Source organism: Pseudomonas sp. B15(2017), assembly GCF_002113215.1.
Lineage (GTDB): Bacteria > Pseudomonadota > Gammaproteobacteria > Pseudomonadales > Pseudomonadaceae > Aquipseudomonas.
Genome location: NZ_NEJZ01000023.1, coordinates 1 through 25,838, shown reverse-complemented (window position 1 = coordinate 25,838; position 25,838 = coordinate 1). Strand labels below are relative to the sequence as shown.

Here is a 25,838-nt window from a genome sequence, read left to right as displayed (position 1 = left end):
CGCTCGCACGCCATCCGCCACAACCTCGGCGGGCTGTGACAGGACGCCGAGGATAGCGCATTTCGAGCGATGCTTTAACGGGGCGGAAGCTGCGCCAGGCGGTCGAGAATATCGAGCACGACCATGCGCGGTGGCCGCTCGTCGGTTTCCACCACCAGATCGGCGATTTCCCGATAGAGCGGATCCCGGATCGCCAGCAGATCGCGCAAGGTTTTCTCCGGATTGGCGGTGCGCAGCAACGGCCGGTTGCGATCGCGAGAGGTGCGGCCGACCTGCTGTTCGACAGATGCGTGCAGGTAGACCACCCGCCCGCCCTCGTGCAGGGCCTTGCGGTTGGCATCGCGCATCACCGCGCCGCCGCCGGTCGCCAGCACCACGCCGTCGAACGCGCACAACTCGGCGATCATCGCCTGCTCACGATCACGAAAGCCGGGCTCGCCTTCCTTGTCGAAGATCCACGGGATATTGGCGCCCGTGCGCAGTTCAATTTCCTTGTCGGAATCCTTGAACGGCAGGCGCAGCTCTTTGGCCAGTAATCGGCCGATGGTGCTTTTTCCAGCCCCCATCGGTCCTACAAGAATCAAATTTCGCACAGAATCAACGACTCACAGCAATCGCCTGGTTATTCATGATACGCGGAGTGAGAAATACCAGCAGCTCGGATTTTTTCTCCGAAACCACATCACGCCGGAAAAGGCGGCCAAGATACGGCACATCGCCAAGAAATGGCACCTTATCTACGACCTTGCTTTGAGTATTTGAGAAAACGCCCCCGATCACGATGGTCTCGCCGTCGTTCACCAGCACCTTGGCATTGACCTCGTTCTTCTTGATCGGCGGAACATCCTGCACTTTGTTCAGGTAATCCGGTTCGTCCTTGGTGACCTTCACCTCCATGATGATGCGGTTGTCCGGAGTGATCTGCGGCGTCACTTCCAGCGACAGCGACGCTTCCTTGAAGGACACCGACGTAGCGCCGCTGGAGCTGGCTTCCTGATACGGAATCTCGGTGCCCTTGAGGATTTTCGCGGTTTCCTTGTCGGAGGTGACCACCTTGGGCTGCGAGACGATTTCGCCGTTGCCGGTTTTCTCCATCGCGGTCAGCTCAAGGTCCAGCAAGACGTTGTCGGTGATGAATGCGATGCCGATCCCGGACGTGTTGTTGACTGTACCCATGTCGACGAACGGCGAGTTGGTGCTGGTGCTGCCCGGCGTGCCAATGGTGGTCGAAGAGCCGTTGCTGACCCCGGAAGTGTTCCAGTTGCCCTTGTTCTGGATCGAGCCGCCCCAGCGCACGCCCAGGCTCTTGTCGTAGTCGACGTTGGCCTCGACGATCCGCGCCTCGATCATCACCTGACGCACCGGAATATCCAGTTGCGCCACGATCCGCCGCAGCTCGTCGAGGCGATCCTGGGTCTGGTAGGCAATGATGTTGTTGGTCCGCTCATCGACGGTGATCGAACCCCGTTCGTCTACCTTGGCCTCGGCGCTGGTGACCGACTGGAACAACTTGGCGATGTCCGCAGCCTTGGCGTAGTTCACTTGCAGCAGCTCGCGGCGCAACGGCGCCAGCTCAGCGATCTGTTTCTGCGACTCCAGTTCCTGCCGTTCCCGCGCTGCAATCTCATCTGCGGGCGCCACCAGCAACACGTTGCCGACCTTGCGCTTGTCCAGGCCTTTGGTCTTGAGCACCAGATCCAGCGCCTGATCCCACGGCACGTTCTGCAGGCGCAAGGTAATGCCGCCCTGCACCGTATCGCTGGCCACCAGATTGAGGTTGGTGAAATCGGCGATCAGTTGCAGCACCGAACGCACATCGATGTCCTGAAAGTTGAGCGAGAGCTTTTCGCCGCTGTAGCTGTTGCGGCCGGCGTTGCGTTTTTGCAGGTCATCGATGGTCAATGGGCGGATGCTGACGGTCAGCTTGTTGTCGGTCTGGTAAGTGGAATACTCGAACGTACCGCTGGGTTCGACGGTGATCGTCGCCCGATCACCGCTGACACCGGCATTGACGAACTGCACCGGGGTGGCGAAATCCTTGACGTCGAGGCGTACCCGCAGCGGTTCGGGCAATTGGGTACGGGCGAAATTGAGCATGATCTTGCCGTCGTGCTCCTGGATGTCCGGAGCGATGGCAGGGTCGGACAAATCGATGACCACATTGCCCTCGCCCGCCGTGCCACGCTGGAAATCCACGCCGCGAATGGCTCTGGCAGTCGGCGTAAACGTGCGGCCTGGCGCGGCCACAGGTGCTGCGCGCGGTGAACGCGCCGCCGTACGCGGGGCAGCGACTTTGCTGCCTTGCCCGACCACCACGAACACCGTATTGCCTTCGACCCGGGTGTCGTAAGGTGCCAGTTGCGTCAGGCTGATGATCAGCCGCGTCCGGTTATTGGCCTCCACTACCGTGGCCGTGCGGGCATTGCCGCTGCCCAGGTCGCGAGTCTTGCTCGTCAGCTGACTGGCCACCCCCGGCAGATCGAGGGCGATCCTTGCCGGCGAATCGGTGGTGTAGCCTTTAGGTTGCGGGGGCGGGCCGTCGAACGACAGCTTCAGCTCGACCCGGTCGCCCGGCAGTGCCGCGACGTCCAGCGCCTTCAGATTGGCTGCCTGTACCATCGGCGAAAGCAGCGCTATCCATAGCGAAAAACCGAGGGTGGAGAAAATCCTGTTCATTGTTCGACTTCCACTTATGAATGCTCTTTCAAAGGAATGGTGCGCGGCCGCTCAAGCCAGGCACCCTGGCCATCCGGAACGATTTCCACCACATCGACTTGTGAAGCACTGATGGCGACGATGCGCCCGTCGTTGCGGCCCAGATAATCGCCGACCTTGAGCCTGTGGACGCCACCCGCCCCACGCAGCAGGGCGAAGGAACCTGAGGCGTTGGCAATCGTGCCGACCATTTCGAATTGCTCGATGTTGAAGCCTTCGAGGTATTGCTTGACCCGGTGGGGATCGGGTTTTACGTCGCGCGAGCCATGTTTCTGCCCGGCCAGGTCGACCCGCAACTGGCGCGAAAACGGACTGCGCAGGTTGGCAGCGCTATAGGTGAACGTAGGGAAGGAGCGGAAGGTCGGGGTCGGCTCGATCTTGCCCGGCGGGCGCAGACGCACTTCATTCATATAAGCGTCGAGGTCGCTGAAGTCATCGCCGCCACAACCACCGAGCATCAATACCAATGCCGACAAGGCGATAAAACGGATCGGGCTCATTTCTGCAGCCCCTTGTCGTTATAGCGGTAGGTCTTGGCGAGGATGCTCATGCGCAACTTCGGTCCGCCTTCGGGATTGGCCGGCGCCAGCTCGAAATCGTGCAGGGTGACGATCCGTGGCAAACCGGCCACGCCGCTGACGAAAGTCGCGAGGTCGTGATAGGCACCGGTCACGGTGATCTGGATGGGCAGCTCGATGTAGAACTGCTGGGTGACCTCCGGCAGCAGCTTGATCTCCTCGAACTCAAGACCGCTGCCCAGCCCGGTGCGGGTGATGTCTTCCAGCAACCCCGGCACTTCGGTGTCACTGGGCAGTTGCCGCAACAGTACGCCGAACGAGTTTTCCATCTCTTTCATCTGTTGGGTGTACAGCTCCAGATTAGCCGCCATGCGCGCCTTGCTCGCGAACTGCTCCTTGAGAGTCGTCTCCTCCTCACGCTTGAGCTCGAGCTGGTTCTCCAGGTCACTGATGTAAAAGTTATAGCCAAGCGCCAGGACCAGCACCATCAACAGCCCGCCGGCCAGAGTTTTGACCACTGGCGGCCAGGAGCCGATGTTGCTGGTGTCCAGGTCGTTGAAATCGACATTGCGCAGGCTTTGCAGCCACTCGGACGGCTTCATTGCTCGCCCTCCTCGAGCCTGGGTCGAGTCTGGCGAACGGTCAGTTGAAAGACATTGGCCTGATCCACTTGGCCGGCGGTGGTGGCTTTCACTTCATTGAGGTTGGGCGCGTCGAACCAATCGGACGCGTCGAGGTTGCGCATCAGGTCGGATACGCGATTGTTGGACTCCGCTGCACCGCTGATCGACAGGGTCTTGCCGACCATTTTCACATCGGTGAAATACACCCCGTCAGGCAAGGTGCGCGCCAGCTGATCGAAGATCCGCCCGCTGATCTGCCGGTTGCCCTGCAAGTCCTGGATGATGCGCATGCGCTCCACCAGTTGCTGGCGACGGGCCTTGAGCTCGCTGATTTGCTTGATCCGCTCGTCGATTACTTCGATCTGCTTGCCAATGTAGTCATTGCGCGCCACCTGCCGGGCGATGGCGGCGCTGATGATCTGATCGGCAATGAGCACTGCCCCCACCGAACCGACCACCACACCGATCAAGACCAGCAGGAAGCGTTTGCGCCGTTCTTCGCGGCGCTCTTCGCGCCAGGGTAAAAGGTTGATCCGCGCCATCAGTCGAAACTCCTGAGCGCGAGCCCGCAGGCGATCATCAGGGCCGGCGCATCGCTTGCCAGCGCCCCGGCGTTGACTTTGCTGCTCAAGGCCATGTCGGAAAACGGGTTGGCAACCTGGGTCGGGGTGTTCAGGCGCTCTTCGATCAGCCGGTCGAGCCCGGGCACCGACGCCGTGCCGCCGGCCAACAGTATGTGGTCGACGGCGTTGTACTGGCCGGAGGCGAAAAAGAACTGCAGGGAGCGCGACACCTGCTGCACCAGCGCCTCGCGAAACGGTTGCAGCACCTCGCTGACGTAGTCGTCCGGCAGCCCACCCTGCTTCTTGGCGAGCCCCGCCTGCTCAAGGGTCAGACCATAACGGCGCTGGATTTCCTCGGTCAGTTGTCGACCACCGAACAATTGTTCGCGGGTGTAGATGATCCGGCCATTGTGCAGGACGCTGAGGGTGGTCATGGTGGCGCCGATGTCGACCACGGCCACCGTCAGCCGGTCCTGGGACGCGGCCAGTTGCGTGGCCAGCAGGCCGAACGAACGTTCCAGCGCATAGGCTTCGACATCCACCACCCGCGCAGTCAGCCCGGCCAGTGCGAGCGCCGCTTCGCGGACTTCGACGTTTTCCTTGCGACAGGCGGCCAGCAGCACGTTGACCCGCTCGGGGTTGCGCGGCGAGACGCCCTGGACTTCGAAGTCGATGGCAACCTCGTCCAGCGGATAGGGAATGTATTGATCGGCCTCGATTTTGAGCTGGTTTTCCAGTTCGTCGTCGGACAGCCCGGCGTCCATCTCGATGACCTTGGTGATCACCGCCGAACCGGCCACCGCCACTGCCACGGTTTTCAGCCCGGTGCGTGCCTTGACCAGGACCCGGGACAGGGCCTGGCCGACGCCCTCGAGCTCGGCGATGTTCTTTTCGACCACGGCACTCGCCGGCAACGGCTCCACCGCATACGCCTCGACCCGGTAGCGCTCCCCCTGACGACTCAGCTCCAGCAGCTTCACCGATGTGGAACTGATGTCGATCCCCAGTAACGTATTGGCCTTTTTATTGAAGAGTCCTAGCACTACCAATTCCCTATGACTATCCGTGAGTTACGGACTCTGTAATGCGCATTGCGTTCCCTCGCCCCGTCTTGACAGAAGCGCAAATGACGCCCTCAGCGGAAAAGTGCTTATAATGCCCAGCGTTTTTTTCCGCTTTTTACTGCCGGCGCGGGTCGTTCTGTGTTAACCGGAACCCTGTCGCCCAATTCATTCTTTGCCGTGGATGTCCAAAAGCCTTGATTCGTCTGCTGAAATTTTTCGGTTGGTCCATCGTCGCCGTTTTCTGCGGACTGCTTTTAGGTCTCAGCGGCGCGTTTCTTTACCTTAGTCCGGGTTTGCCATCTGTGGAGGCGCTGAGAAGCATTCAGTTGCAGATTCCGCTCCGGGTCTACAGCAGCGACAACAAGTTGATCGCAGAATTTGGCGAAATGCGCCGTACACCGATCCGTTTCGCCGACATTCCCCCCAATTTCATCAATGCGTTACTAAGTGCTGAAGACGACAACTTCGCCAATCACTACGGCGTCGATCCGAGCAGCCTGATGCGCGCCGCGACCCAACTGGTCAAAAGCGGGCACATCCAGTCCGGCGGCAGCACCATCACCATGCAGGTGGCGAAGAACTTCTTCCTGACCAGCGAACGCAGCTTTTCGCGCAAGACCACTGAAATCCTCCTGGCGCTGCAGATCGAACGACAGCTGACCAAGGACGAGATCCTCGAGCTGTACGTGAACAAGATCTATCTGGGCAACCGCGCCTACGGCATCGAGGCGGCGGCGCAGGTGTATTACGGCAAGTCGATCCGCGATGTCAGCCTGGCGCAGATGGCGATGATCGCCGGTCTGCCGAAAGCCCCGTCGCGCTTCAACCCGCTGGCCAACCCGGCGCGCAGCAAGGAGCGTCGCGACTGGATCCTTGGCCGCATGTACAAGCTCGGCAAGATCACCGAAGCCGACTACACCGCCGCGGTCAACGAGCCACTGAACGCCAGCTATCACGTGCCGACCCCGGAAGTGAACGCGCCGTATATCGCCGAAATGGCCCGTGCGGAAATGGTCGGCCGCTACGGCAGCGACGCGTACACCGAAGGTTTCCGCGTCACCACCACGGTGCCGAGCAACCTCCAGGAAATGGCCAACACCGCGCTGCACGAAGGCCTGATGACCTACGATCAGCGTCACGGCTACCGTGGCCCCGAATCGCGCCTGCCGGGCAAGACCCGTGAAGCCTGGGCCACCGAACTGACCAAGCAACGCACCATCAGCAGCCTTGAGCCGGCCATCGTCACCCAGGTCGACAAGAACGGCCTGCAGGTACTGACCCGCACCGGCGAAGAGCACGTAGCGTGGGACACCATGAAATGGGCCCGTCCGTTCCTCAATACCAACAGCATGGGCGCCAACCCGCGTCAGCCGTCGGATGTGGCGCAGGTCGGCGATCTGATTCGCGTGCAACGCCAGCCGAACAATTCGCTTAAGTTCAGCCAGATCCCCCAGGCACAAGGCGCGCTGGTGTCGCTGGATCCGCAGAACGGCGCGATCCGTTCGCTGGTCGGCGGTTTCGCCTTCGAGCAGAGCAACTACAACCGCGCGATGCAGGCCAAGCGTCAGCCGGGCTCGAGCTTCAAGCCGTTCGTCTACAGCGCCGCGCTGGATAACGGCTACACCGCCGCCAGCCTGGTCAACGATGCGCCGATCGTGTTCGTCGACGAATACCTGGACAAGGTCTGGCGTCCGAAGAACGACACCAACACGTTCCTCGGCCCGATCCGTTTGCGTGAAGCGCTCTATAAGTCGCGCAACCTGGTTTCGATCCGCCTGCTGCAGGCGATGGGCGTAGGCAAGACCATCGACTACATCACCCGCTTCGGCTTCAACAAGCAGGACCTGCCGCCAAACCTTTCGCTGGCACTGGGCACCGCGACCCTGACGCCGATGGAAATCGCCACCGGCTGGAGCACCTTCGCCAACGGCGGTTACAAGATCACTCCGTACATCATCGACAAGATCGAAAGCCGCAACGGCGAGACGCTTTTCGTCGCCAACCCGCCGACCGTACCGCAGGGCGGCGCGGCCACCGACGGCATTGCGGCACCGGCGACCCAATCGATCACCGTCGACGCAGCACCGGTTCCGGGTGAAGCGCCGGGCAGCGCCGCTGTGCCGCAGGCACCGGCAGTCGCCGAGCGCATCGTCGATGGCCGTACCACCTACATCCTCAACAGCATGCTGCAGGACGTGATCAAGCTCGGCACCGGCCGTCGTGCACTGGCCATGGGCCGCAGCGACATCGCGGGCAAAACCGGTACCACCAACGAATCCAAGGATGCGTGGTTCTCCGGTTACAACGCCGATTACGTGACCACCGTGTGGACTGGTTTCGACCAGCCGGAAAGCCTCGGTCGCCGGGAGTTCGGCGGCACCGTGGCACTGCCGATCTGGATGAACTACATGAGCGCCGCGCTGAAGGACAAGCCGCCGCACGTCCAGCCAGAGCCGGAAGGCATCCTCAGCCTGCGGGTGGATCCGGTCAGCGGCCGTGCAGCCTCGCCGAGCACACCGGGTGCGTACTTCGAGCTGTTCAAGGCCGAGGACACGCCGCCGTCGGTCAACGAGATCGGCAATGGCACCGTGCCGGGCAGCCCGCTGCCGGCGGATGAGCAGGCGCCGATCGATCTGTTCTGATCCTGATCCTGAACCGCTAAAAAGCCCCGCCTTCAATTGAAGTGCGGGGCTTTTTATTGCCTGTTCATTTTGTGTGGTCCGGGCCCTCCTCTTCGCGGACAAGCCCGCTCCCGCAGTAACCACAAAACTCTGTGGGAGCGGGCTTGCCCGCGAAGAGGCCCTTAAGATCACCCCAAAATCGACAGGCACAAAAAAACCCCGACTCTCACGAGCCGGGGCTTTCGGTTGATGCGCTACAACGACTTAGCCGTTGAACACGTCATCCACGCTTTTCAGCGGGTAGTTCTTCGGATACGGCAGGGTCGCCACACCGGTCTCGATCGCGGCCTTGGCCACGGCGTCGGAGACGACGGTGATCAGGCGTGCGTCCATCGGCTTCGGAATGATGTACTCACGGCCGAACTCCAGCGCATCAACGCCGTAGGCGGCGCAGACTTCCTTCGGCACCGGCAGCTTGGCCAGGTCCTTCAGGGCGTTGGCGGCAGCGATCTTCATTTCTTCGTTGATGCGCTTGGCGCGAACGTCCAGAGCACCACGGAAGATGAACGGGAAGCCCAGTACGTTGTTGACCTGGTTCGGGTAGTCCGAACGGCCGGTGGCCATGATCACGTCGTTACGGGTGGCGTGAGCCAGTTCCGGGGAGATTTCCGGATCAGGGTTGGAGCAAGCGAAGACGATCGGGTTGGCCGCCATGCGCTTGAGTTGCTCGGCGCTCAGCAGGTTCGGGCCCGACAGGCCGACGAATACGTCAGCGCCTTCGATGGCGTCGTCCAGGGTGCGCTTCTCGGTAGGATGAGCGAACACGGCCTTGTACTGGTTCAGGTCGTCACGGCCAGCGTGGATCACGCCGGTACGGTCAACCATGAAGATGTTCTCGACCTTGGCGCCCATGCTCACCAGCAATTTCATGCAGGAGATGGCGGCAGCGCCTGCGCCCAGGCAGACGATCTTGGCGTCGGCCAGGGTTTTGCCAGCGATTTCCAGAGCGTTGATCATGCCCGCAGCGGTCACGATCGCGGTGCCGTGCTGGTCATCGTGGAATACCGGAATGTCGCACTGCTCGATCAGAGCGCGTTCGATCTCAAAGCACTCGGGTGCCTTGATGTCTTCCAGGTTGATGCCGCCGAAAGTGATGGAAATGCGTTTTACGGTGTCGATGAAGGCTTGCGGGCTTTCGGAGTCGACTTCGATGTCGAAGACGTCGATGCCGGCGAAGCGCTTGAACAGCACGCCTTTACCTTCCATGACTGGCTTGGAAGCCAGTGGGCCGAGGTTACCCAGACCCAGAATCGCGGTGCCATCGGAAATGACTGCAACCAGGTTGCCCTTGCCGGTGTACTTGTAGGCCAGTTCAGGATCGCGGGCGATCTCGCGCACTGGTTCAGCTACGCCGGGGCTGTAGGCCAGCGACAGGTCGCGGGCGGTAGCAGTGGCCTTGGTGAGCTCGACACTCAGCTTCCCTGGACGAGGATTGGCATGATATTCGAGAGCGGCAGTTTTCAGATCAGACATTTTGGCATTCCGCTTTTTTACTGTTGGACAGACTGGTCAGCGAGGATACGCGCCTCGCAAAGTCCCCACAAGACTGCCCGGTCACCCCTGTCAAGCGCCCTGCCCTACGACTTTGGGCCAAGAGCCACGGCGTACAAGGGCTGGACTGTTCACAATCGACAGAAAAAATGTCTACAACTTTTTATTCAGCGGGACGGCTGAAGCATCGAAGGATCGGTCAACGGCAACAGCCAGCGCGCCTGACCTGAATTCAGCCCACCGCGCCGGGAACGGTCCACCACCCAGCCACGGGCCTCGATCTGCTTGCCCTTCAACGCCTGCAGAGCGGCGACATCGAAGCGATCCAGCAGATTGGGTGCAACGCGCAGTACAAGCTTGTCCTGCAACTCGATCCAGATTCCGCCACGATTGCGCTGAACTTTGCTCACACGACCACTGACCAGCGCGAAACCAGAGCGCTCGATCTGCTCTGCTTTCAGTACAGGTGAGCGCCTCCACAGGCCGAGCCCGGCCTGTCGCGCACGGCGCTCGGCAGCTTGCTGGCAATCGATCAGATCGACATTCGGCGCCACCGCGACCTGGAAACCGAGACCATCGGCGAGCATTTGCGCTTCGAGGTTCTCACCCTTGGCGCTGAAAACGTGGGCCAGGGTTCGGCCGTAATGGTCTTTGGGCTGGGTGCCAAGGTGCAGACCAACCCGCCCGTCGCTCTCGGCGACCAGCGCTTCGAGACGCTTGCGCGCAACCACTGCAAACGGCTCGTCGCTACGACCCTGCTTGCCGAGTTCGGGCGTATTAAGGCCGATCATCCGCACATTGCGCCCGTCGCTCAGGCGCAGGGTGTCGCCGTCGACCACCCGCTGCACCGTGGCACCGTCCAGACCAGACGGTGCCGGGCAGAAGGCCTGGGCGGCGGAGAGCCAAATCGCGGACACAAAAAAGGCGCCCGCAAGGGACGCCTTTTTCATCAGACCGGAAAATCCGCTGAGGTTTTCCAGAATGAAGGGCCTTAGGCCTTTTTCGCGCCGAAAGCACCGAAACGGTCGGCGAACTTCTGAACGCGACCACCGGTGTCCAGAGTCTTCTGCTTACCGGTGTAGAACGGGTGGCACTCGTTGCAAACGTCGACCGCCAGGGCTTTGCCGAAGGTCGAACGGGTTTCGAACTTGTTGCCGCAGCTGCAAGTTACTGCAACTACTGGGTAATTCGGGTGGATATCGGCTTTCATGGTTTTTTCCTCAGCTGGCGTGCCGCCATCCAACACGATTGTTGAATACCGCACGTAATTAGGCCGCGGATTCTACCAGACAATCCCGATCACGCAAGCTGTCACTGAGACCGACCGTCTGCTAGGCTCCCGGCCCATTGCGCGATCCCTGTGGGAGCGAGCTTGCTCTCGAAGGCGATCTGTCAGCAACATATCAGCCGCCTGACGCACCGTTTTCGCGAGCAGCCTCGCTCCCACAGATTGAATACCAATCCCTTTTATCGTTGCTATCGAGAATCCCCCGCGTGCCCGACGCTATTCTGCGCCTCGCCCTGCCTTCGCCCCTGCGCCGCCTGTTCGACTATCGGGCCCCGGCCGGCGTGCTGCGTTCGCAGTTGCAACCGGGCATGCGCCTGCGGGTGCCGTTTGGCCGGCGGGAGATGATCGGGATTCTGGTGGAGGTCACTGACACCAGCGAAGTCCCGTTGGAGAAGCTCAAACCGGCGCTCGCCCTGCTCGACGCCACCGCACCGCTGCCGCCGGCGCTGTTCAAGCTTTGCCTGTGGACCGCCCAGTATTATCAGCACAGCCTCGGCGATACCCTGAGCTGGGCGCTGCCGGTGCTGCTGCGTCAGGGCGAACTGGCCGAGGCCCGTCAGGAACGTTTCTGGTCGGCGACTCCCGGCGCCAGCCTCGATGACCCGCGCATCGCCCGCGCCCCGCGCCAGCGTGAAGCCCTGGCGACGCTGGCCCAGCACCCTCATGGCGTCGCCCATCAGTTGCTGAGCAAACTGATGCTGAGCAAGGACAGCCTCGATCTGCTGCTGGCCAAGGATCTGGTGCAGGTCGAAGTGCGCCGCCACGCCCCCGGCGCGCGCCACGAACACTGGCTGGCCCAGCCCGAACTGCCGCTCAACGGCGAGCAGCGCGCCGCCTATGAAGCGATTCGCGCCGGGTTCGACAGTTATCACGCGTTCCTGCTGGCCGGGGTTACCGGCAGCGGCAAGACCGAAGTCTATTTGCAGTTGATCCGCGAAACCCTCGAGGCCGGCAAGCAGGCGCTGGTGCTGATACCGGAGATCAACCTCGGCCCGCAGACCCTCGCCCGTTTCGAACAACGTTTCAACGCGCGCATCGCCCTGCTGCACTCGGCGGTCAACGATCGTGATCGTCTGGATGCCTGGCTTGCCGCCCGCGATGGCGAGGCCGACATTATTATCGGCACCCGCTCGGCGCTGTTCACCCCGATGAAGAATCCGGGGCTGATCATCATCGACGAAGAACACGACGGTTCCTATAAACAGCAGGAAGGCCTGCGCTACCACGCGCGGGATCTGGCGCTGGTACGGGCGCGCCAGGAAAACATCCCGATCGTGCTCGGTTCCGCCACGCCATCGCTGGAAAGCCTGCACAACGCCTACACCGGTCGCTACGGACTGCTGCGAATGAACGAACGCGCTGGCGGTGCCAAGCCGCCACGATTCCTGCGCCTGGATGTAAAAAGTCGCCCGCTGGACAGTGGTATTTCCGGACCGATGCAACAAGCCATCGGCCAGACCCTCGCCGCCGGCCAGCAGGTATTGGTGTTCCTCAACCGCCGCGGGTTTGCCCCGACCTTGCTGTGCCACGACTGCGGCTGGATGTCCGAGTGCCAGCGCTGTGATGCGCGGATGACCGTGCATCAGCGCTATGGCGAATTGCGCTGCCACCATTGCGGTTACGTCGAGCGAGTGCCGCGCCAATGCCCGAAGTGCAACAAGGTCGATCTGCGGCCGGTGGGCGCCGGCACCGAGCGCGCCGAAGAACGGCTGGCGATTCTGTTCCCGGACTATCCGGTGCTGCGCGTCGACCGGGACAGCACCTCGCGCAAGGACGCGATGAACCAGTTGTTCGCCACCATCCAGAAAGGCCAGCCGTGCATTCTGGTCGGCACCCAGATGTTGGCCAAGGGTCACCACTTTCCTCGGGTGACGCTGGTGTCAATCCTTGATGCCGACGGCGGACTGTTCTCCGGCGACTTTCGCGCCAGCGAGCGCATGGCACAACTGATCGTGCAGGTCGCCGGACGCGCCGGGCGGGCGGAAGAGCCGGGCAAGGTGATCATCCAGACGCATCTGGCCGACCATCCTTTATTGGTGCAACTGACCGAGCAGGGTTACTTCGCCTTCGCCGAGCAGGCCCTGAGCGAACGCCGCGCCGCCGGCCTGCCGCCGTTCGCCCACCTCGCCCTGCTGCGCGCCGAAGCGCACAAGCCGGGGCAGGCCGAAGGCTTTCTTGATGAAGCGTGCAGCGAGGCCGAGCGTTTGCTGGCCGAACAGAACCTGAGCGGGATCGAACTGCTGGGACCGGTGCCAGCGCCAATGGAGCGCCGCGCCGGGCGCTTCCGCGCGCAGCTGCTGTTGCAGGCCACGGCCCGGGCGCCGCTGCACCGATTGCTGGCGAGCTGGCTGCTGGTGCTGGAACAGATGCCGAGCGGCCGGGCGGTGCGCTGGTCGCTGGATGTCGACCCCGTCGACTTGTATTGATTGATCGATTGCTATCGCTGGCAAGCCAGCGATGGCTGACGAATTGTCACCACACATCCACATCCTGCCTGCTAAGGTTGGCAAGCCCGTCTTCGCAACGGATAATGCCCAGTTTTTCCACCCGCGCATCGATGCGCCGCCGCGCTTGCGGTCGAAAGAGAAGACCATGAAAGACACCATTCGCCAGCTGATCCAACAAGCCCTCACCCAACTCGTCAACGAAGGTGTGTTGCCTGAAGGCCTGACGCCGGCGATCCAGGTGGAAAACGCCCGGGACAAGACCCACGGCGATTTCGCCAGCAACATCGCGATGATGCTGGCCAAGCCTGCGGGCATGAAGCCGCGTGACCTGGCAGAAAAAATCATCGCCGCCCTGCCGGCCGACGAGAACGTCACCAAGGCCGAAATCGCCGGCCCTGGTTTCATCAATTTCTTCCAGAACACCCAGGCGCTGGCCTCGCGCCTCGACGCCGCCCTGGCCGACGATCACGTCGGCGTGCGCAAGGCCGGCCCGGCGCAACGCACCGTGGTCGACCTGTCGGCGCCGAACCTGGCCAAAGAGATGCACGTCGGTCACCTGCGCTCGACCATCATCGGCGACGGCGTGGCCCGTGTGCTGGAGTTTCTCGGCGATACCGTGATCCGTCAGAACCACGTCGGCGACTGGGGCACCCAGTTCGGCATGCTGATGGCGTACCTGCAGGAAAACCCGATCACCAGCGACGAGCTGTCGGACCTGGAAAACTTCTACCGCGCCGCCAAGCAGCGCTTCGACGAGTCCCCGGAATTCGCCGACCGCGCCCGTGGCCTGGTGGTCAAGCTGCAGGCCGGCGATGCCGAGTGCCTGGCGCTGTGGACCAAGTTCAAGGACATCTCGCTGTCGCACTGCCAGAAGATCTACGAACTGCTCAACGTCAAACTGACCATGGCCGACGTGATGGGCGAAAGCGCCTACAACGACGACCTGATCAACGTGGTCAACGACCTGAAAGCCGCCGGCATGCTGGTCGAAAGCAACGGCGCCCAGTGCGTGTTCCTCGACGAATTCAAGAACGCCGAAGGCGAGCCGCTGCCGGTGATCATCGTCAAGGCCGACGGCGGCTACCTGTACGCCACCACCGACCTGGCCGCCGTGCGCTACCGCAGCGGCAAACTCAAGGCCGACCGTGCGCTGTACTTCGTCGACCAGCGTCAGGCCCTGCACTTCCAGCAAGTGTTCGCCGTGGCGCGCAAGGCCGGTTTCGTGACCCATCCGATGGAAATGGAGCACATGGGCTTCGGCACCATGAACGGCGCCGACGGCCGTCCGTTCAAGACCCGTGACGGCGGCACCGTGAAGCTGATCGACCTGCTGACCGAAGCGCAGGAACGTGCCTACAACCTGGTAAAGGAAAAGAACCCGACGCTGGCCGAAGACGAACTTCGCTCGATCGCCAAAGTGGTCGGCATCGGCGCGGTGAAATACGCCGACCTGTCGAAGCACCGCACCAGCGACTACAGCTTCAACTTCGACCTGATGCTCAACTTCGAAGGCAACACCGCGCCGTACCTGCTGTACGCCTACACTCGCGTGGCCGGCGTGTTCCGCAAACTGGGCAAGGATTTCAGCGAAGTCGACGGCCAGATCGTCCTCGAAGCGGCGCACGAGCAGGAACTGGCGGCCAAACTGGCGCAGTTCGGTGAAGTGCTGAACAACGTTGCGGAAAAGGGCACGCCACACACTCTGTGCACCTACCTGTACGATGTTGCCGGCCTGTTCTCCAGCTTCTACGAGAACTGCCCGATCCTCGCCGCCGAAACTCCGGCACAAATGCAAAGCCGTCTGCGCCTTGCCGCGCTGACCGGCCGTACCCTCAAGCAAGGCCTGGAACTGCTCGGCCTGGAAACCCTGGAGCGCATGTAAGTTGGCTGCCAAGAAAAAACCTGCACCCAAGCGTGGCGCCAGCCGTTACCAAGCTCCAGCGAAGCAGCCGATTCCGGGCTGGCTGTGGATGGCCATCGGCCTGACGGTTGGCGCGTTCATCGTGTTCCTGATGAAACTGGAGCCGGGCAAGGGCAGGGACACGGTCAAGCGCGAGAAAATCGAGCAACAGCAACAACAGAAAGCCACCAAGATCGCCGAGGCCAACAAGACCCCGCCGAGCCCGACGCAACCGGTGAAGCCGAAGTACGACTTCTACACCCTGCTGCCGGAATCGGAAGTGATCGTGCCGCCGGACGCGGTGCCGGAGAAAACCCTGCCGACGCCACAAGTGCCGGCGATCCCGACCACGCCGGTGACCCCGGCCGAAGCGGCGAAGATCGACACGGCGCGCGCGCAGGCGGCACTGGCCGGGATCACGCCGCCGCCAGCGCCACCGGTGACCAAGGCTGCACCGGTGACCAAATTCTTCCTGCAGGCCGGCTCGTTCCGCAAAGAGACGGATGCCGACAAGGTCCGCGCGCAGATCATTCTGCTCGGCCAGGCGGTCGCGGTTGAATCCGGGACGGTGAAGGATGAAACCTGGTACCGCGTACTGGTCGGCCCGTTCAGCAACCGCGAACAACTGACCACCGCCCAGAAACAACTGGCGGGCGCGGGCTTCAGCAACCTGTTGTTACAACAACGCCAGAGCCGCTGACAACTCCCCACTGATCGTTCCCACGCTCTGCGTGGGAATGTAGCCCGGGACCCTCCGCATCCCTTGCCGCAGGGACGCGGAGCGTCCATTGAGGCATTCCCGCGCGGAGCGTGGGAACGATCACGCTGCTTTGCGTGGGAACGACCCCACGCAAACCACCGCTCGTCCCCTCTCCCGCCCCGCAGTTGAAATCCTCTCCACCACCCCCATATGAGTGGGCATAAGGCATTTTCGCCCCGCAGTGTGGAGACTCTTCCCTTGACCACCATCGTTTCAGTCCGCCGCCACGGCAAAGTCGTCATGGGCGGCGACGGCCAGGTTTCACTCGGCAACACCGTGATGAAAGGCAACGCGAAGAAAGTTCGTCGCCTGTACCACGGTGAAGTCATTGCCGGATTCGCCGGTGCCACCGCCGACGCCTTCACCCTGTTCGAACGTTTCGAAGGCCAGCTCGAGAAACATCAGGGCCACCTGATCCGCGCTGCCGTCGAACTCGCCAAAGAATGGCGCACCGACCGCTCCCTGAGCCGCCTCGAAGCGATGCTTGCGGTCGCCAACAAGGACGCATCCCTGATCATCACCGGCAACGGTGACGTGGTCGAACCCGAGGACGGCCTGATCGCCATGGGTTCCGGTGGCGCCTATGCGCAAGCCGCCGCCAGCGCCCTGCTGAAGAAGACCGACCTGTCGGCCCGCGAAATCGTCGAGACCGCTCTCGGCATCGCCGGCGACATCTGTGTATTCACCAACCACACCCAGACCATTGAGGAGCAGGATCTCGCTGAATAAGCCTGACGCGGCCCCTGTGCCACGGCTTGTTTCTGCTTGAGGACCGTCAATTATTATGTCCATGACTCCCCGCGAAATCGTCCACGAACTCAACCGCCACATCATCGGCCAGGACGATGCCAAGCGCGCTGTCGCGATTGCCCTGCGCAACCGCTGGCGCCGCATGCAGCTGCCTGAAGAGCTGCGCGTTGAAGTGACCCCGAAGAACATCCTGATGATCGGCCCGACCGGTGTCGGTAAAACCGAAATCGCCCGTCGCCTGGCCAAGCTGGCCAACGCACCGTTCATCAAGGTCGAAGCGACCAAGTTCACCGAAGTCGGCTACGTCGGCCGTGACGTCGAATCGATCATCCGTGATCTGGCCGATGCCGCAATCAAGATGCTGCGCGAGCAGGAAATGACCCGCGTTCGTCACCGCGCCGAAGACGCCGCCGAGGACCGTATCCTCGACGCCCTGCTGCCACCGGCACGCATGGGCTTCGGCAACGAAGAAGCGCCGACCCAGGATTCCAACACTCGCCAACTGTTCCGCAAGCGCCTGCGCGAAGGTCAGTTGGACGACAAGGAAATCGAGATCGAAGTCGCCGAAATGGCCGGCATCGAAATCGCCACGCCTCCGGGCATGGAAGAAATGACCAACCAGTTGCAGAACCTGTTCGCCAACATGGGCAAGGGCAAGAAGAAGGCCCGCAAGCTCAAGGTCAAGGAAGCGCTGAAACTGGTGCGCGATGAAGAAGCCGGTCGTCTGGTCAACGAAGAAGAGTTGAAGGCCAAGGCCCTGGAAGCGGTCGAGCAGCACGGCATCGTGTTCATCGACGAAATCGACAAGGTCGCCAAGCGCGGCAATGTCGGTGGTGCCGATGTATCCCGCGAAGGCGTGCAACGTGACCTGCTGCCGCTGATCGAAGGCTGCACCGTCAACACCAAGCTGGGCATGGTCAAGACCGACCACATCCTGTTCATCGCCTCCGGTGCTTTCCACCTGAGCAAGCCGAGCGATCTGGTGCCGGAGCTGCAAGGCCGTCTGCCGATCCGCGTTGAACTCAAGGCCCTGAGCCCGCAGGATTTCGAACGCATCCTCAGCGAACCGCACGCCTCGCTCACCGAGCAATACTGCGCGCTGCTGAAAACCGAAGGCCTGAACATCCAGTTCCAGCCCGAAGGCATCAAGCGTCTGGCGGAGATCGCCTGGCAGGTCAACGAGAAGACCGAGAACATCGGTGCCCGTCGCCTGCACACGCTGCTCGAGCGTCTGCTGGAAGAGGTGTCGTTCAGTGCCGGCGATCTGGCCAGCGCCCACGATGACACGGCTATCCAGATCGACGCCGAGTACGTCAACAGCCACCTGGGCGAATTGGCGCAGAACGAAGACCTGTCCCGTTATATCCTGTAAGCCATACTTACAGTAGTAGCGGACCCTGTGGGAGCGAGCTTGCTCGCGAAGAGGCCGTGTCAGTCGATATCAATGTTGTCTGACACACCGCTTTCGCGAGCAAGCTCGCTCCCACATTTGCTTAAGGGTCGCCCACACTTCGGACGCCAGCCCATGACCCAACTCCCCACCGACATCAAACTGCACAAAGCCTCGAAAACCCTGTCGCTCAAATACGCGTCCGGCGAGGAATACACCCTGCCCGCCGAATTCCTGCGCGTGCACTCCCCCTCCGCCGAGGTCCAGGGCCACGGCAAACCGATCCTGCAATTCGGCAAACTGCACGTCGGCCTGACCAAGGTAGAACCGGCCGGTCAGTACGCACTGAAACTGACCTTCGACGACGGTCACGACAGCGGTCTGTTCACCTGGGATTACCTGTACGAGCTGGGGCGACGTTATGACGCACTCTGGGCGGATTATCTGGCCGAACTCAAAGCCGCCGGCAAAACCCGCGACCCGGATCAGTCCGTCGTCAAGCTGATGCTCTAGTCCGCGGCTCGGACTGTTTAGAGGGCATTTTCTAGATTCATCTGTTTGAATGCTCCGCTAAAGCGGCCCGGGATCGGCTGCTTGCGAAAAAAATCAATCTCGGGTAACCAATGGAACTGGCAAGTTCCCTGCAGTGCTCTACGACTGTAAAGCAGCTATGCAGAATCAACGGTCACCCGAGCAGTAGTACCTGGCATTGGCTGTGGAACTGCACAGCAGAAACCGGGTACTCGTCTCAGGACAATGGAGCGTCGTAGATGAGTAACAAGAATAACGATGATTTGAAGTACCAGGCCTCGGAGAACACCCTGGGGCTGAATCCTGTCGTTGGGCTTCGCGGAAAGGATCTGCTGGCCTCTGCTCGAATGGTGCTGACCCAGGCCATCAAACAACCGATCCATAGCGTCACGCACGTCACCCGGTTCGGCCTCGAACTGAAGAACGTGCTGTTCGGCAAATCGGAACTGCAACCGGCGGGCGATGACCGTCGCTTTGTCGATCCGGCGTGGAGCCAGAACCCGCTGTACAAACGTTATCTGCAGACTTATCTGGCATGGCGCAAGGAACTCCATGCCTGGATCGACGACAGCAGCCTCTCGCCCAAGGACATCGCGCGTGGCCACTTCGTGATCAACCTGATGACCGAAGCCATGGCGCCGACCAACAGCATGGCCAACCCGGCGGCGGTCAAACGCTTCTTCGAGACCGGCGGCAAGAGCCTGCTCGACGGTCTCTCGCATCTGGCCAAGGATCTGGTGCACAACGGCGGCATGCCGAGCCAGGTCAACATGGGCGCGTTCGAGGTCGGCAAGAGCCTGGGCGTGACCGAAGGCGCGGTGGTATTTCGCAACGACGTGCTGGAGCTGATCCAGTACAAGCCGATCACCGAGCAGGTGCACGAGCGCCCGCTGCTGGTGGTGCCGCCGCAGATCAACAAGTTCTACGTCTTCGACCTGAGCCCGGACAAGAGCCTGGCGCGCTTCTGCCTGCGCAACAATGTGCAGACCTTCATCGTCAGCTGGCGCAACCCGACCAAGGAACAGCGCGAGTGGGGCCTCTCGACTTACATCGAAGCCTTGAAGGAAGCGGTTGACGTGGTCACCGCGATCACCGGCAGCAAGGACGTCAACATGCTCGGCGCCTGCTCCGGCGGCATCACCTGCACCGCCCTGCTCGGCCACTATGCGGCGACGGGTGAGAACAAGGTCAATGCCCTGACTCTGCTGGTCAGCGTGCTCGATACCACGCTCGACAGCGACGTCGCGTTGTTCGTCGACGAGCAGACGCTGGAAATGGCCAAGCGGCACTCCTATCAGGCCGGTGTGCTTGAAGGCAAAGACATGGCCAAGGTCTTCGCCTGGATGCGCCCCAACGATCTGATCTGGAACTACTGGGTCAACAACTACCTGCTGGGCAACGAGCCGCCGGTGTTCGACATCCTGTTCTGGAACAACGATACGACTCGACTGCCGGCCGCGTTCCACGGCGACCTGATCGAGATGTTCAAAAACAATCCATTGACCCGCCCCGATGCACTGGAAGTGTGCGGCACGCCGATCGACCTCAAGAAGGTCACGGCCGACATCTTCTCGCTGGCCGGCACCAACGACCACATCACGCCGTGGAAGTCCTGCTACAAGTCGGCGCAGCTGTTTGGCGGCAAGGTGGAGTTCGTGCTGTCCAGCAGCGGGCATATCCAGAGCATTCTGAACCCGCCGGGCAACCCGAAATCGCGCTACATGACCAGCGACGAAATGACCGCCAATGCCGATGACTGGCAGGAAAATTCGACCAAGCATGCCGATTCCTGGTGGCTGCACTGGCAAGCCTGGCAGGCGGCACGTTCGGGCGAATTGAAAAAGGCACCGACGAAGCTGGGCAACAAGGCGTTCCCGGCAGGCGAAGCGTCGCCGGGCACTTACGTTCACGAGCGGTAACCGACATCTGTGGGAGCGAGCTTGCTCCGGGCGGCGTTCCGACGAAGGCGGACTGACATTCAACATTGAAGTCGACTGATCCGCCGCTTTCGCGAGCAAGCTCGCTCCCACAGTTAAAGATGAGATAGAGATTTCACCCACAGGGCCTTGAAGCATGCCGCATCCGTTCATCTTTCGAACCGTCGAGCTCGATGGCCAGACCATCCGCACGGCGGTCCGCCCCGGCAAGCCTCACTTGACGCCCTTGCTGATATTCAACGGCATCGGCGCCAACCTGGAGCTGGTGTTTCCTTTTGTCGCGGCGCTGGATCCGGATCTGGAAGTGATCGCCTTCGACGTGCCCGGTGTCGGCGGTTCCTCGACGCCGAGCCGACCGTACCGTTTTCCGGGGCTGGCGAAGCTCACCGCACGGATGCTCGATTACCTCGACTACGGACAGGTCAACGTGATCGGCGTGTCCTGGGGTGGTGCACTGGCGCAGCAGTTCGCCTACGACTATCCCGAGCGCTGCAAGAAGCTGGTGCTGGCGGCGACCGCTGCCGGTGCGGTGATGGTGCCGGGCAAGCCGAAAGTGCTGTGGATGATGGCCAGCCCACGGCGCTACATCCAGCCGTCCCATGTGATCCGCATCGCCCCGATGATCTACGGCGGCTCGTTCCGTCGCGACCCGACACTCGCCGCCAGCCATGCGGCCAAGGTGCGCTCGGCGGGCAAGCTCGGCTACTACTGGCAACTGTTCGCAGGCCTGGGCTGGACCAGCATTCACTGGCTGCACAAGATCCACCAGCCGACGCTGGTACTCGCCGGCGATGACGACCCGCTGATCCCGCTGATCAACATGCGCATGCTCGCCTGGCGAATCCCCAACGCGCAGTTGCACATCATCGACGACGGGCATCTGTTCCTGATTACCCGGGCCGAGGCGGTGGCGCCGATCATCATGAAGTTCCTCCAGGAGGAACGTCAGCGTGCGGTGATGCATCCGCACCCGACACCGCTGGGCGGATAACCTTCCCGGCACGGATTTCTGGAGAGCGTTTTGCAACGCATCCGCACAGGTGCGTGGCAGGGAGCCACGCAGGCAACAACCCGCAACAGCGTCTATGGTGTTCTGGTTCGGTGTGTTTGTTTCTGGCCTGAAGACGAAGGAGTGTTGAGTCATGCGTGACAAACCAGCGACGGGCGTCGTGCCCAGCCCCGCCGTGTTCATCAATGCACAGAGTGCCATGACCGGCCTGCGCGGTCGTGACCTGGTCTCGACCTTGCGCAGCGTGGCGGCTTACGGGCTGCGCAATCCGATCCACAGTGCAAAACACGCCTTGAAGCTGGGAGGCGCGCTCGGACGCGTGCTGCTCGGCGAAACCCTGCACCCGACCAATCCGCAGGACAGCCGCTTCGCCGATCCGGCGTGGAGCCTGAACCCGTTCTATCGGCGCAGCCTTCAGGCTTATCTGGCCTGGCAGAAACAGGTCAAGAGCTGGATCGACGAGAGCAGCATGAGCGACGACGACCGCGCCCGCGCGCACTTCGCCTTCACCCTGCTCAACGACGCCGTGGCGCCCTCCAACACCCTGCTCAATCCGCTGGCGGTGAAGGAGCTGTTCAACTCCGGCGGCCACAGTCTGGTGCGCGGTCTCAGTCATCTGTTCGATGATTTGCTGCACAACGACGGCCTGCCACGCCAGGTCACCAAACAGGCTTTCGAAGTCGGCAAGACCGTCGCCACCACCACCGGCTCGGTGGTGTTTCGCAACGAAATGCTCGAGCTGATCCAGTACCGGCCGATGAGCGAAAAACAGTATTCGAAACCGCTGCTGGTGGTGCCGCCGCAAATCAACAAGTACTACATTTTCGACCTCAGCCCGAGCAACAGCTTCGTCCAGTTTGCGCTGAAGAACGGCTTGCAGACCTTCATGATCAGTTGGCGCAACCCGGATGTGCGGCATCGCGAATGGGGCCTCTCGACCTATGTCGAAGCCGTGGAAGAAGCCATGAACATCTGCCGGGCGATCACCGGCGCTCGCGAGGTCAACCTGGTGGGCGCCTGCGCCGGCGGGCTGACCATCGCAGCGCTGCAAGGGCATCTGCAGGCCAAGCGGCAGTTGCGGCGGGTCTCCAGCGCCACTTATCTGGTGAGCCTGCTCGACAGTGAAATGAACACCCCGGCCACCCTGTTCGCCGATGAGCAAACGCTCGAGGCGGCCAAGCGACGCTCCTATCAGAAAGGCGTGCTGGACGGTCGCGACATGGCCAAGGTGTTCGCGTGGATGCGTCCCAACGATTTGATCTGGAGTTATTTCGTCAACAACTACCTGCTGGGCAAGGAGCCGCCGGCGTTCGACATCCTCTACTGGAACAACGACAGCACCCGCCTGCCCGCCGCGTTTCACGGCGACATTCTGGATTTCTTCAAGCACAACCCGTTGACCCATCCGGGCGGGCTGGAAGTGTGCGGCACGCCGATCGATCTGCAGAAGGTCACGGTCGACAGTTTCAGCGTGGGCGGCATGAACGACCACATCACGCCGTGGGATGCGGTGTATCGCTCGACGCTGTTGCTGGGCGGTGAGCGGCGTTTCGTGCTGTCCAACAGCGGTCACGTGCAGAGCATCCTTAACCCGCCGGGCAACCCGAAAGCCCATTACGTCGAGAACGGAAAGCTCAGCAGTGATCCGCGCGCCTGGTACTACGACGCCAGGAAAGTCGACGGCAGTTGGTGGCCGCAATGGCTGGAGTGGGTGCAGCAGCGCTCCGGCACCCTGCGCGAAACCCAGATGCCCCTCGGCAACGCCAATTATCCACCGATGGAAGCGGCACCCGGCACCTATGTGCGTGTGCGCTGACTGACTCAAGCCCTTTAAGAAGACTGGATGAAAACAAGCGAACGGATCCTCGAATGTGCCCTGCAGTTGTTCAATGAAAAGGGCGAGCCGAACGTCTCCACCATGGAGGTTGCCAATGAAATGGGGATCAGCCCCGGCAACCTCTACTACCACTTCCACGGCAAGGAACCGCTGATTCTCGGATTGTTCGAGCGCTTCCAGAACGACCTCGCCCCGCTGCTCGACCCGCCCGCCGATGTCGCACTGGCGCCAGAGGATTACTGGCTGTTCCTGCACCTGATCGTCGAACGGCTGGCGCAATATCGCTTTCTGTTCCAGGACCTGTCGAACCTGGCCGGACGTCTGCCGAAACTCGCCAAGGGCATTCGCCAGTTCCTCAACGTGCTCAAGCGCACGCTGGCGTCATTGCTGGCGCGGCTGAAGGCGTCGGGGCAACTGGTCAGCGACACTCAGGCGCTGGGGCAACTGGTGGAGCAGATCACCATGACGTTGCTGTTCTCGCTGGACTATCAGCGGATTCTCGATCGCGAAGGGGAAGTGCGACTGGTGGTGTACCAGATCATGATGCTGGTGGCGCCACACCTGTTGCCGCCGGTGAAGGTGGCGACGGAGAGAATGGCGCGGCAGTACCTCGAAGATCACGAATAACGCCAAAGCCCTCTCCTTTGAGGAGAAGGATGGCTTCCAAATCATCCAGACAAAAACGCCCGACCTTCACAGGCCGGGCGTTTTCTTGAGCCCTGAAAAATCAGGACTGACTGGTCGGCGTCGACGGAGTCGATGCAGCAGTCGGAGCAGGCGCCGGGGTTGGAGCCGAGGCGGAGTTCGACGTGCTTGCCAGTGCTTGCGGTGTGGTCACCGGTTTTGGTGCTGCAGCTTTCGGCGCAGCGGCTTTCGGCGCGGCCGGTTTTTTCACTGCCGGTTTTTTCGCCGCAGCCGGTTTGGCGGCAGGCTTGGCAGCGGGTTTGGCGGCAGCGGTTTTCGCTGCTGGCTTGGCCGCAGGTTTGGCGGCTGGTTTTGCAGCCGGCTTGGCGGCGGCCTTGGCAGCAACCGGTTTGGCCGCGGCTTTCGCAGCAGGCTTGGCGGCAGCAGTTTTGGCTGCTGGTTTTGCGGCCGGTTTGGCGGCTTTAGCCAGTGGCTTGGCAGCGGTTTTGGCTGCAGGCTTGGCTGCTGCGGTTTTGGCCGCGACAGGCTGAGCTTTCAGGCCGGTGAGTTTTTCGATCTGTTTGGTCAGGGTATCGACCTTCTTGTGCAGATCCTTCACCTCGTTGCGGCTCGGTACGCCCAGGCGCGAGATCGCACTGTTCAGGCGCTTGTCGAAAGCCCCTTCCAGTTGATCCCAGGTGCCCAGCGCGCGATCTTTCACGCCGCTGATGCGCGATTTTGCCGAGCTTGCAGAATCCTTGGCAGCATCAACTTTCTTGCCGACTGCAGCCTTGGTGAGCTTCTCGGCTTTCTCGCCGTCTTTGACCAATGTATCGAAGAGTTTGCTGCCGTCAGTGTCGATCTTCGAGTACACGCCTAAACCAGCCAGCCAGATCTTGCGGGAATAGTCTTCGACTTTTCCGATCCACGAGCTGCCTTCTTTATCGGTGTTCTTTTTACCAGCCATCCCGTTCTCCTTAAGATTTACGCGCGACGCGTTCGAGCAATGCCGTCAGCTCATCGAGCTTAGCAGAGAGTGCCTCAACGTCATGTTTAGACGGAATGCCGATACGATTCAAGGCACTGGCGACACGCGTGTCGAACGCCTTCTCGACCTTGTCGAGCTGAACTTCGACCCGGCCTTTGAAAGAGCTGACTTCGCTCTTGGCATCATCGATCTCGGCGTTGGCCGCTTCGAGTTTTTCGGTGACGGCTTTTTTGCCTTTCTTTTCAACAGTTTGACCAGCCTTGATCAGCTCTTGAAAGTACTCGCTGCCCTCCTGACCGACCTTGGTGTAGGCACCCAGGCCTGCCAGCCAGATCTTGCGGGCATAGGATTTGACGTCGCTCAGAGCGGAAGTCGAAGCGTCGATTTTTTTCTTCAAAATGACTTTGGCCATGGTGCACCTCACGCGCAGAAGGTTTGAGGAACTGCCCTGACAAGTGTCGGGCTCAGGCACAAAGTAGGGAGAAAAATTAGAAACGGCACCCTAACAACTGACATAAACAGGTGGGCACACCACAAAACAAATGTGGGAGCGAGCTTGCTCCGGGCGGCGATCCGACGAAGGCGTTGTATCAGCCAACATTTCAGTCAGCAGACAGTCCGCATTCGCGAGCAAGCTCGCTTGTATGCTGGTACTTGAAGGGAGGAGGAGGGACAAGGCTCGATTCTGACTGTTGGCGCAGTACAGATCCGTGGGAGATTTC

Annotated in this window: 22 protein-coding genes; 11 read left to right on the top strand and 11 right to left on the bottom strand. The window is 61.4% G+C overall.

Annotated elements, in window-relative coordinates:
• Positions 1–74: 74 nt before the first annotated feature.
• From aroK to CAF73_RS26815, 6 genes are read right to left on the bottom strand one after another with little or no spacing between them, the layout of a single operon-like run.
• A complete protein-coding gene (gene aroK, locus CAF73_RS26840) occupies positions 75–593 on the bottom strand; it encodes a shikimate kinase AroK (RefSeq protein ID WP_011332081.1) in 519 nt (172 codons plus the stop codon).
• Between the two features lie 4 nt (positions 594–597).
• Positions 598–2,676, bottom strand: a complete 2,079-nt coding sequence (gene pilQ, locus CAF73_RS26835; protein WP_085704939.1) for a type IV pilus secretin PilQ — start codon at positions 2,674–2,676, stop codon at positions 598–600.
• A 14-nt stretch (positions 2,677–2,690) separates the two neighbouring features.
• Entirely contained in the window at positions 2,691–3,215 is a 525-nt protein-coding gene (locus CAF73_RS26830; RefSeq protein WP_085704938.1) for a pilus assembly protein PilP, read from the bottom strand.
• Positions 3,212–3,835 carry a type 4a pilus biogenesis protein PilO gene (pilO, locus tag CAF73_RS26825; protein WP_085698116.1) on the bottom strand — a complete coding sequence of 208 codons (624 nt, stop codon included), beginning with the start codon at positions 3,833–3,835 and terminating at the stop codon, positions 3,212–3,214. Before pilO ends, CAF73_RS26830 begins: the two co-directional genes overlap by 4 nt.
• Positions 3,832–4,398 (bottom strand): PilN domain-containing protein, encoded by a 567-nt coding sequence (locus tag CAF73_RS26820; protein WP_085698115.1) that lies wholly within the window; start codon positions 4,396–4,398, stop codon positions 3,832–3,834. The genes pilO and CAF73_RS26820 overlap by 4 nt, the downstream gene beginning before the upstream one ends.
• Positions 4,398–5,462: a pilus assembly protein PilM gene (locus CAF73_RS26815; protein WP_007952389.1), complete on the bottom strand. Its 1,065-nt coding sequence runs from the start codon at positions 5,460–5,462 to the stop codon at positions 4,398–4,400. Before CAF73_RS26815 ends, CAF73_RS26820 begins: the two co-directional genes overlap by 1 nt.
• A gap of 218 nt (positions 5,463–5,680) precedes the next feature.
• Between CAF73_RS26815 and CAF73_RS26810 the strand changes: the two genes are divergently transcribed.
• The gene (locus tag CAF73_RS26810; protein WP_371918985.1) at positions 5,681–8,125 is read left to right on the top strand and encodes a penicillin-binding protein 1A; all 2,445 of its coding nucleotides are present in this window, start codon (positions 5,681–5,683) and stop codon (positions 8,123–8,125) included.
• A gap of 243 nt (positions 8,126–8,368) precedes the next feature.
• Here the strand turns inward: CAF73_RS26810 and CAF73_RS26805 are convergent, their stop codons facing one another.
• From CAF73_RS26805 to rpmE, 3 genes are all read right to left on the bottom strand, one after another.
• Positions 8,369–9,637 (bottom strand): malic enzyme-like NAD(P)-binding protein, encoded by a 1,269-nt coding sequence (locus CAF73_RS26805; protein WP_085698113.1) that lies wholly within the window; start codon positions 9,635–9,637, stop codon positions 8,369–8,371.
• A 185-nt stretch (positions 9,638–9,822) separates the two neighbouring features.
• A complete protein-coding gene (locus tag CAF73_RS26800) occupies positions 9,823–10,605 on the bottom strand; it encodes a thermonuclease family protein (protein WP_085704936.1) in 783 nt (260 codons plus the stop codon).
• A gap of 41 nt (positions 10,606–10,646) precedes the next feature.
• On the bottom strand, positions 10,647–10,865 hold the full coding sequence (rpmE, locus tag CAF73_RS26795) for a 50S ribosomal protein L31 (protein WP_085698111.1): 219 nt from the start codon (positions 10,863–10,865) through the stop codon (positions 10,647–10,649).
• Between the two features lie 284 nt (positions 10,866–11,149).
• Here rpmE and CAF73_RS26790 point away from each other — a divergent pair, with 284 nt between their 5' ends.
• From CAF73_RS26790 to CAF73_RS26740, 10 genes are all read left to right on the top strand, one after another.
• Positions 11,150–13,369 (top strand): primosomal protein N', encoded by a 2,220-nt coding sequence (locus tag CAF73_RS26790; protein ID WP_085704934.1) that lies wholly within the window; start codon positions 11,150–11,152, stop codon positions 13,367–13,369.
• A 166-nt stretch (positions 13,370–13,535) separates the two neighbouring features.
• A complete protein-coding gene (gene argS / locus CAF73_RS26785; RefSeq protein ID WP_085704997.1) occupies positions 13,536–15,272 on the top strand; it encodes an arginine--tRNA ligase in 1,737 nt (578 codons plus the stop codon).
• A 1-nt stretch (position 15,273) separates the two neighbouring features.
• Entirely contained in the window at positions 15,274–15,990 is a 717-nt protein-coding gene (locus CAF73_RS26780) for an SPOR domain-containing protein (RefSeq protein WP_085704932.1), read from the top strand.
• A 258-nt stretch (positions 15,991–16,248) separates the two neighbouring features.
• Positions 16,249–16,779 carry an ATP-dependent protease subunit HslV gene (hslV, locus tag CAF73_RS26770; RefSeq protein WP_039772440.1) on the top strand — a complete coding sequence of 177 codons (531 nt, stop codon included), beginning with the start codon at positions 16,249–16,251 and terminating at the stop codon, positions 16,777–16,779.
• Between the two features lie 55 nt (positions 16,780–16,834).
• Positions 16,835–18,172: an ATP-dependent protease ATPase subunit HslU gene (gene hslU / locus CAF73_RS26765; RefSeq protein ID WP_085704930.1), complete on the top strand. Its 1,338-nt coding sequence runs from the start codon at positions 16,835–16,837 to the stop codon at positions 18,170–18,172.
• Positions 18,173–18,325: 153 nt separating this feature from the next.
• Entirely contained in the window at positions 18,326–18,703 is a 378-nt protein-coding gene (locus CAF73_RS26760; protein WP_085698107.1) for a gamma-butyrobetaine hydroxylase-like domain-containing protein, read from the top strand.
• Positions 18,704–18,960: 257 nt separating this feature from the next.
• Complete coding sequence (gene phaC, locus CAF73_RS26755) at positions 18,961–20,640, top strand: class II poly(R)-hydroxyalkanoic acid synthase (protein ID WP_085698106.1); 1,680 nt, start codon at positions 18,961–18,963, stop codon at positions 20,638–20,640.
• 154 nt (positions 20,641–20,794) lie between these two features.
• Positions 20,795–21,649, top strand: a complete 855-nt coding sequence (gene phaZ / locus CAF73_RS26750) for a poly(3-hydroxyalkanoate) depolymerase (RefSeq protein ID WP_007952412.1) — start codon at positions 20,795–20,797, stop codon at positions 21,647–21,649.
• Positions 21,650–21,800: 151 nt separating this feature from the next.
• Positions 21,801–23,483 (top strand): class II poly(R)-hydroxyalkanoic acid synthase, encoded by a 1,683-nt coding sequence (gene phaC, locus CAF73_RS26745; protein WP_085704928.1) that lies wholly within the window; start codon positions 21,801–21,803, stop codon positions 23,481–23,483.
• Positions 23,484–23,510: 27 nt separating this feature from the next.
• Positions 23,511–24,131: a TetR/AcrR family transcriptional regulator gene (locus tag CAF73_RS26740; RefSeq protein WP_085704926.1), complete on the top strand. Its 621-nt coding sequence runs from the start codon at positions 23,511–23,513 to the stop codon at positions 24,129–24,131.
• A 100-nt stretch (positions 24,132–24,231) separates the two neighbouring features.
• On the opposite strand, the gene CAF73_RS26735 is transcribed toward CAF73_RS26740, so the two are convergent.
• Positions 24,232–25,095, bottom strand: a complete 864-nt coding sequence (locus tag CAF73_RS26735; protein WP_085698103.1) for a phasin family protein — start codon at positions 25,093–25,095, stop codon at positions 24,232–24,234.
• Between the two features lie 10 nt (positions 25,096–25,105).
• Entirely contained in the window at positions 25,106–25,528 is a 423-nt protein-coding gene (locus tag CAF73_RS26730; protein ID WP_085698102.1) for a phasin family protein, read from the bottom strand.
• Between the last annotated feature and the right edge of the window lie 310 nt (positions 25,529–25,838).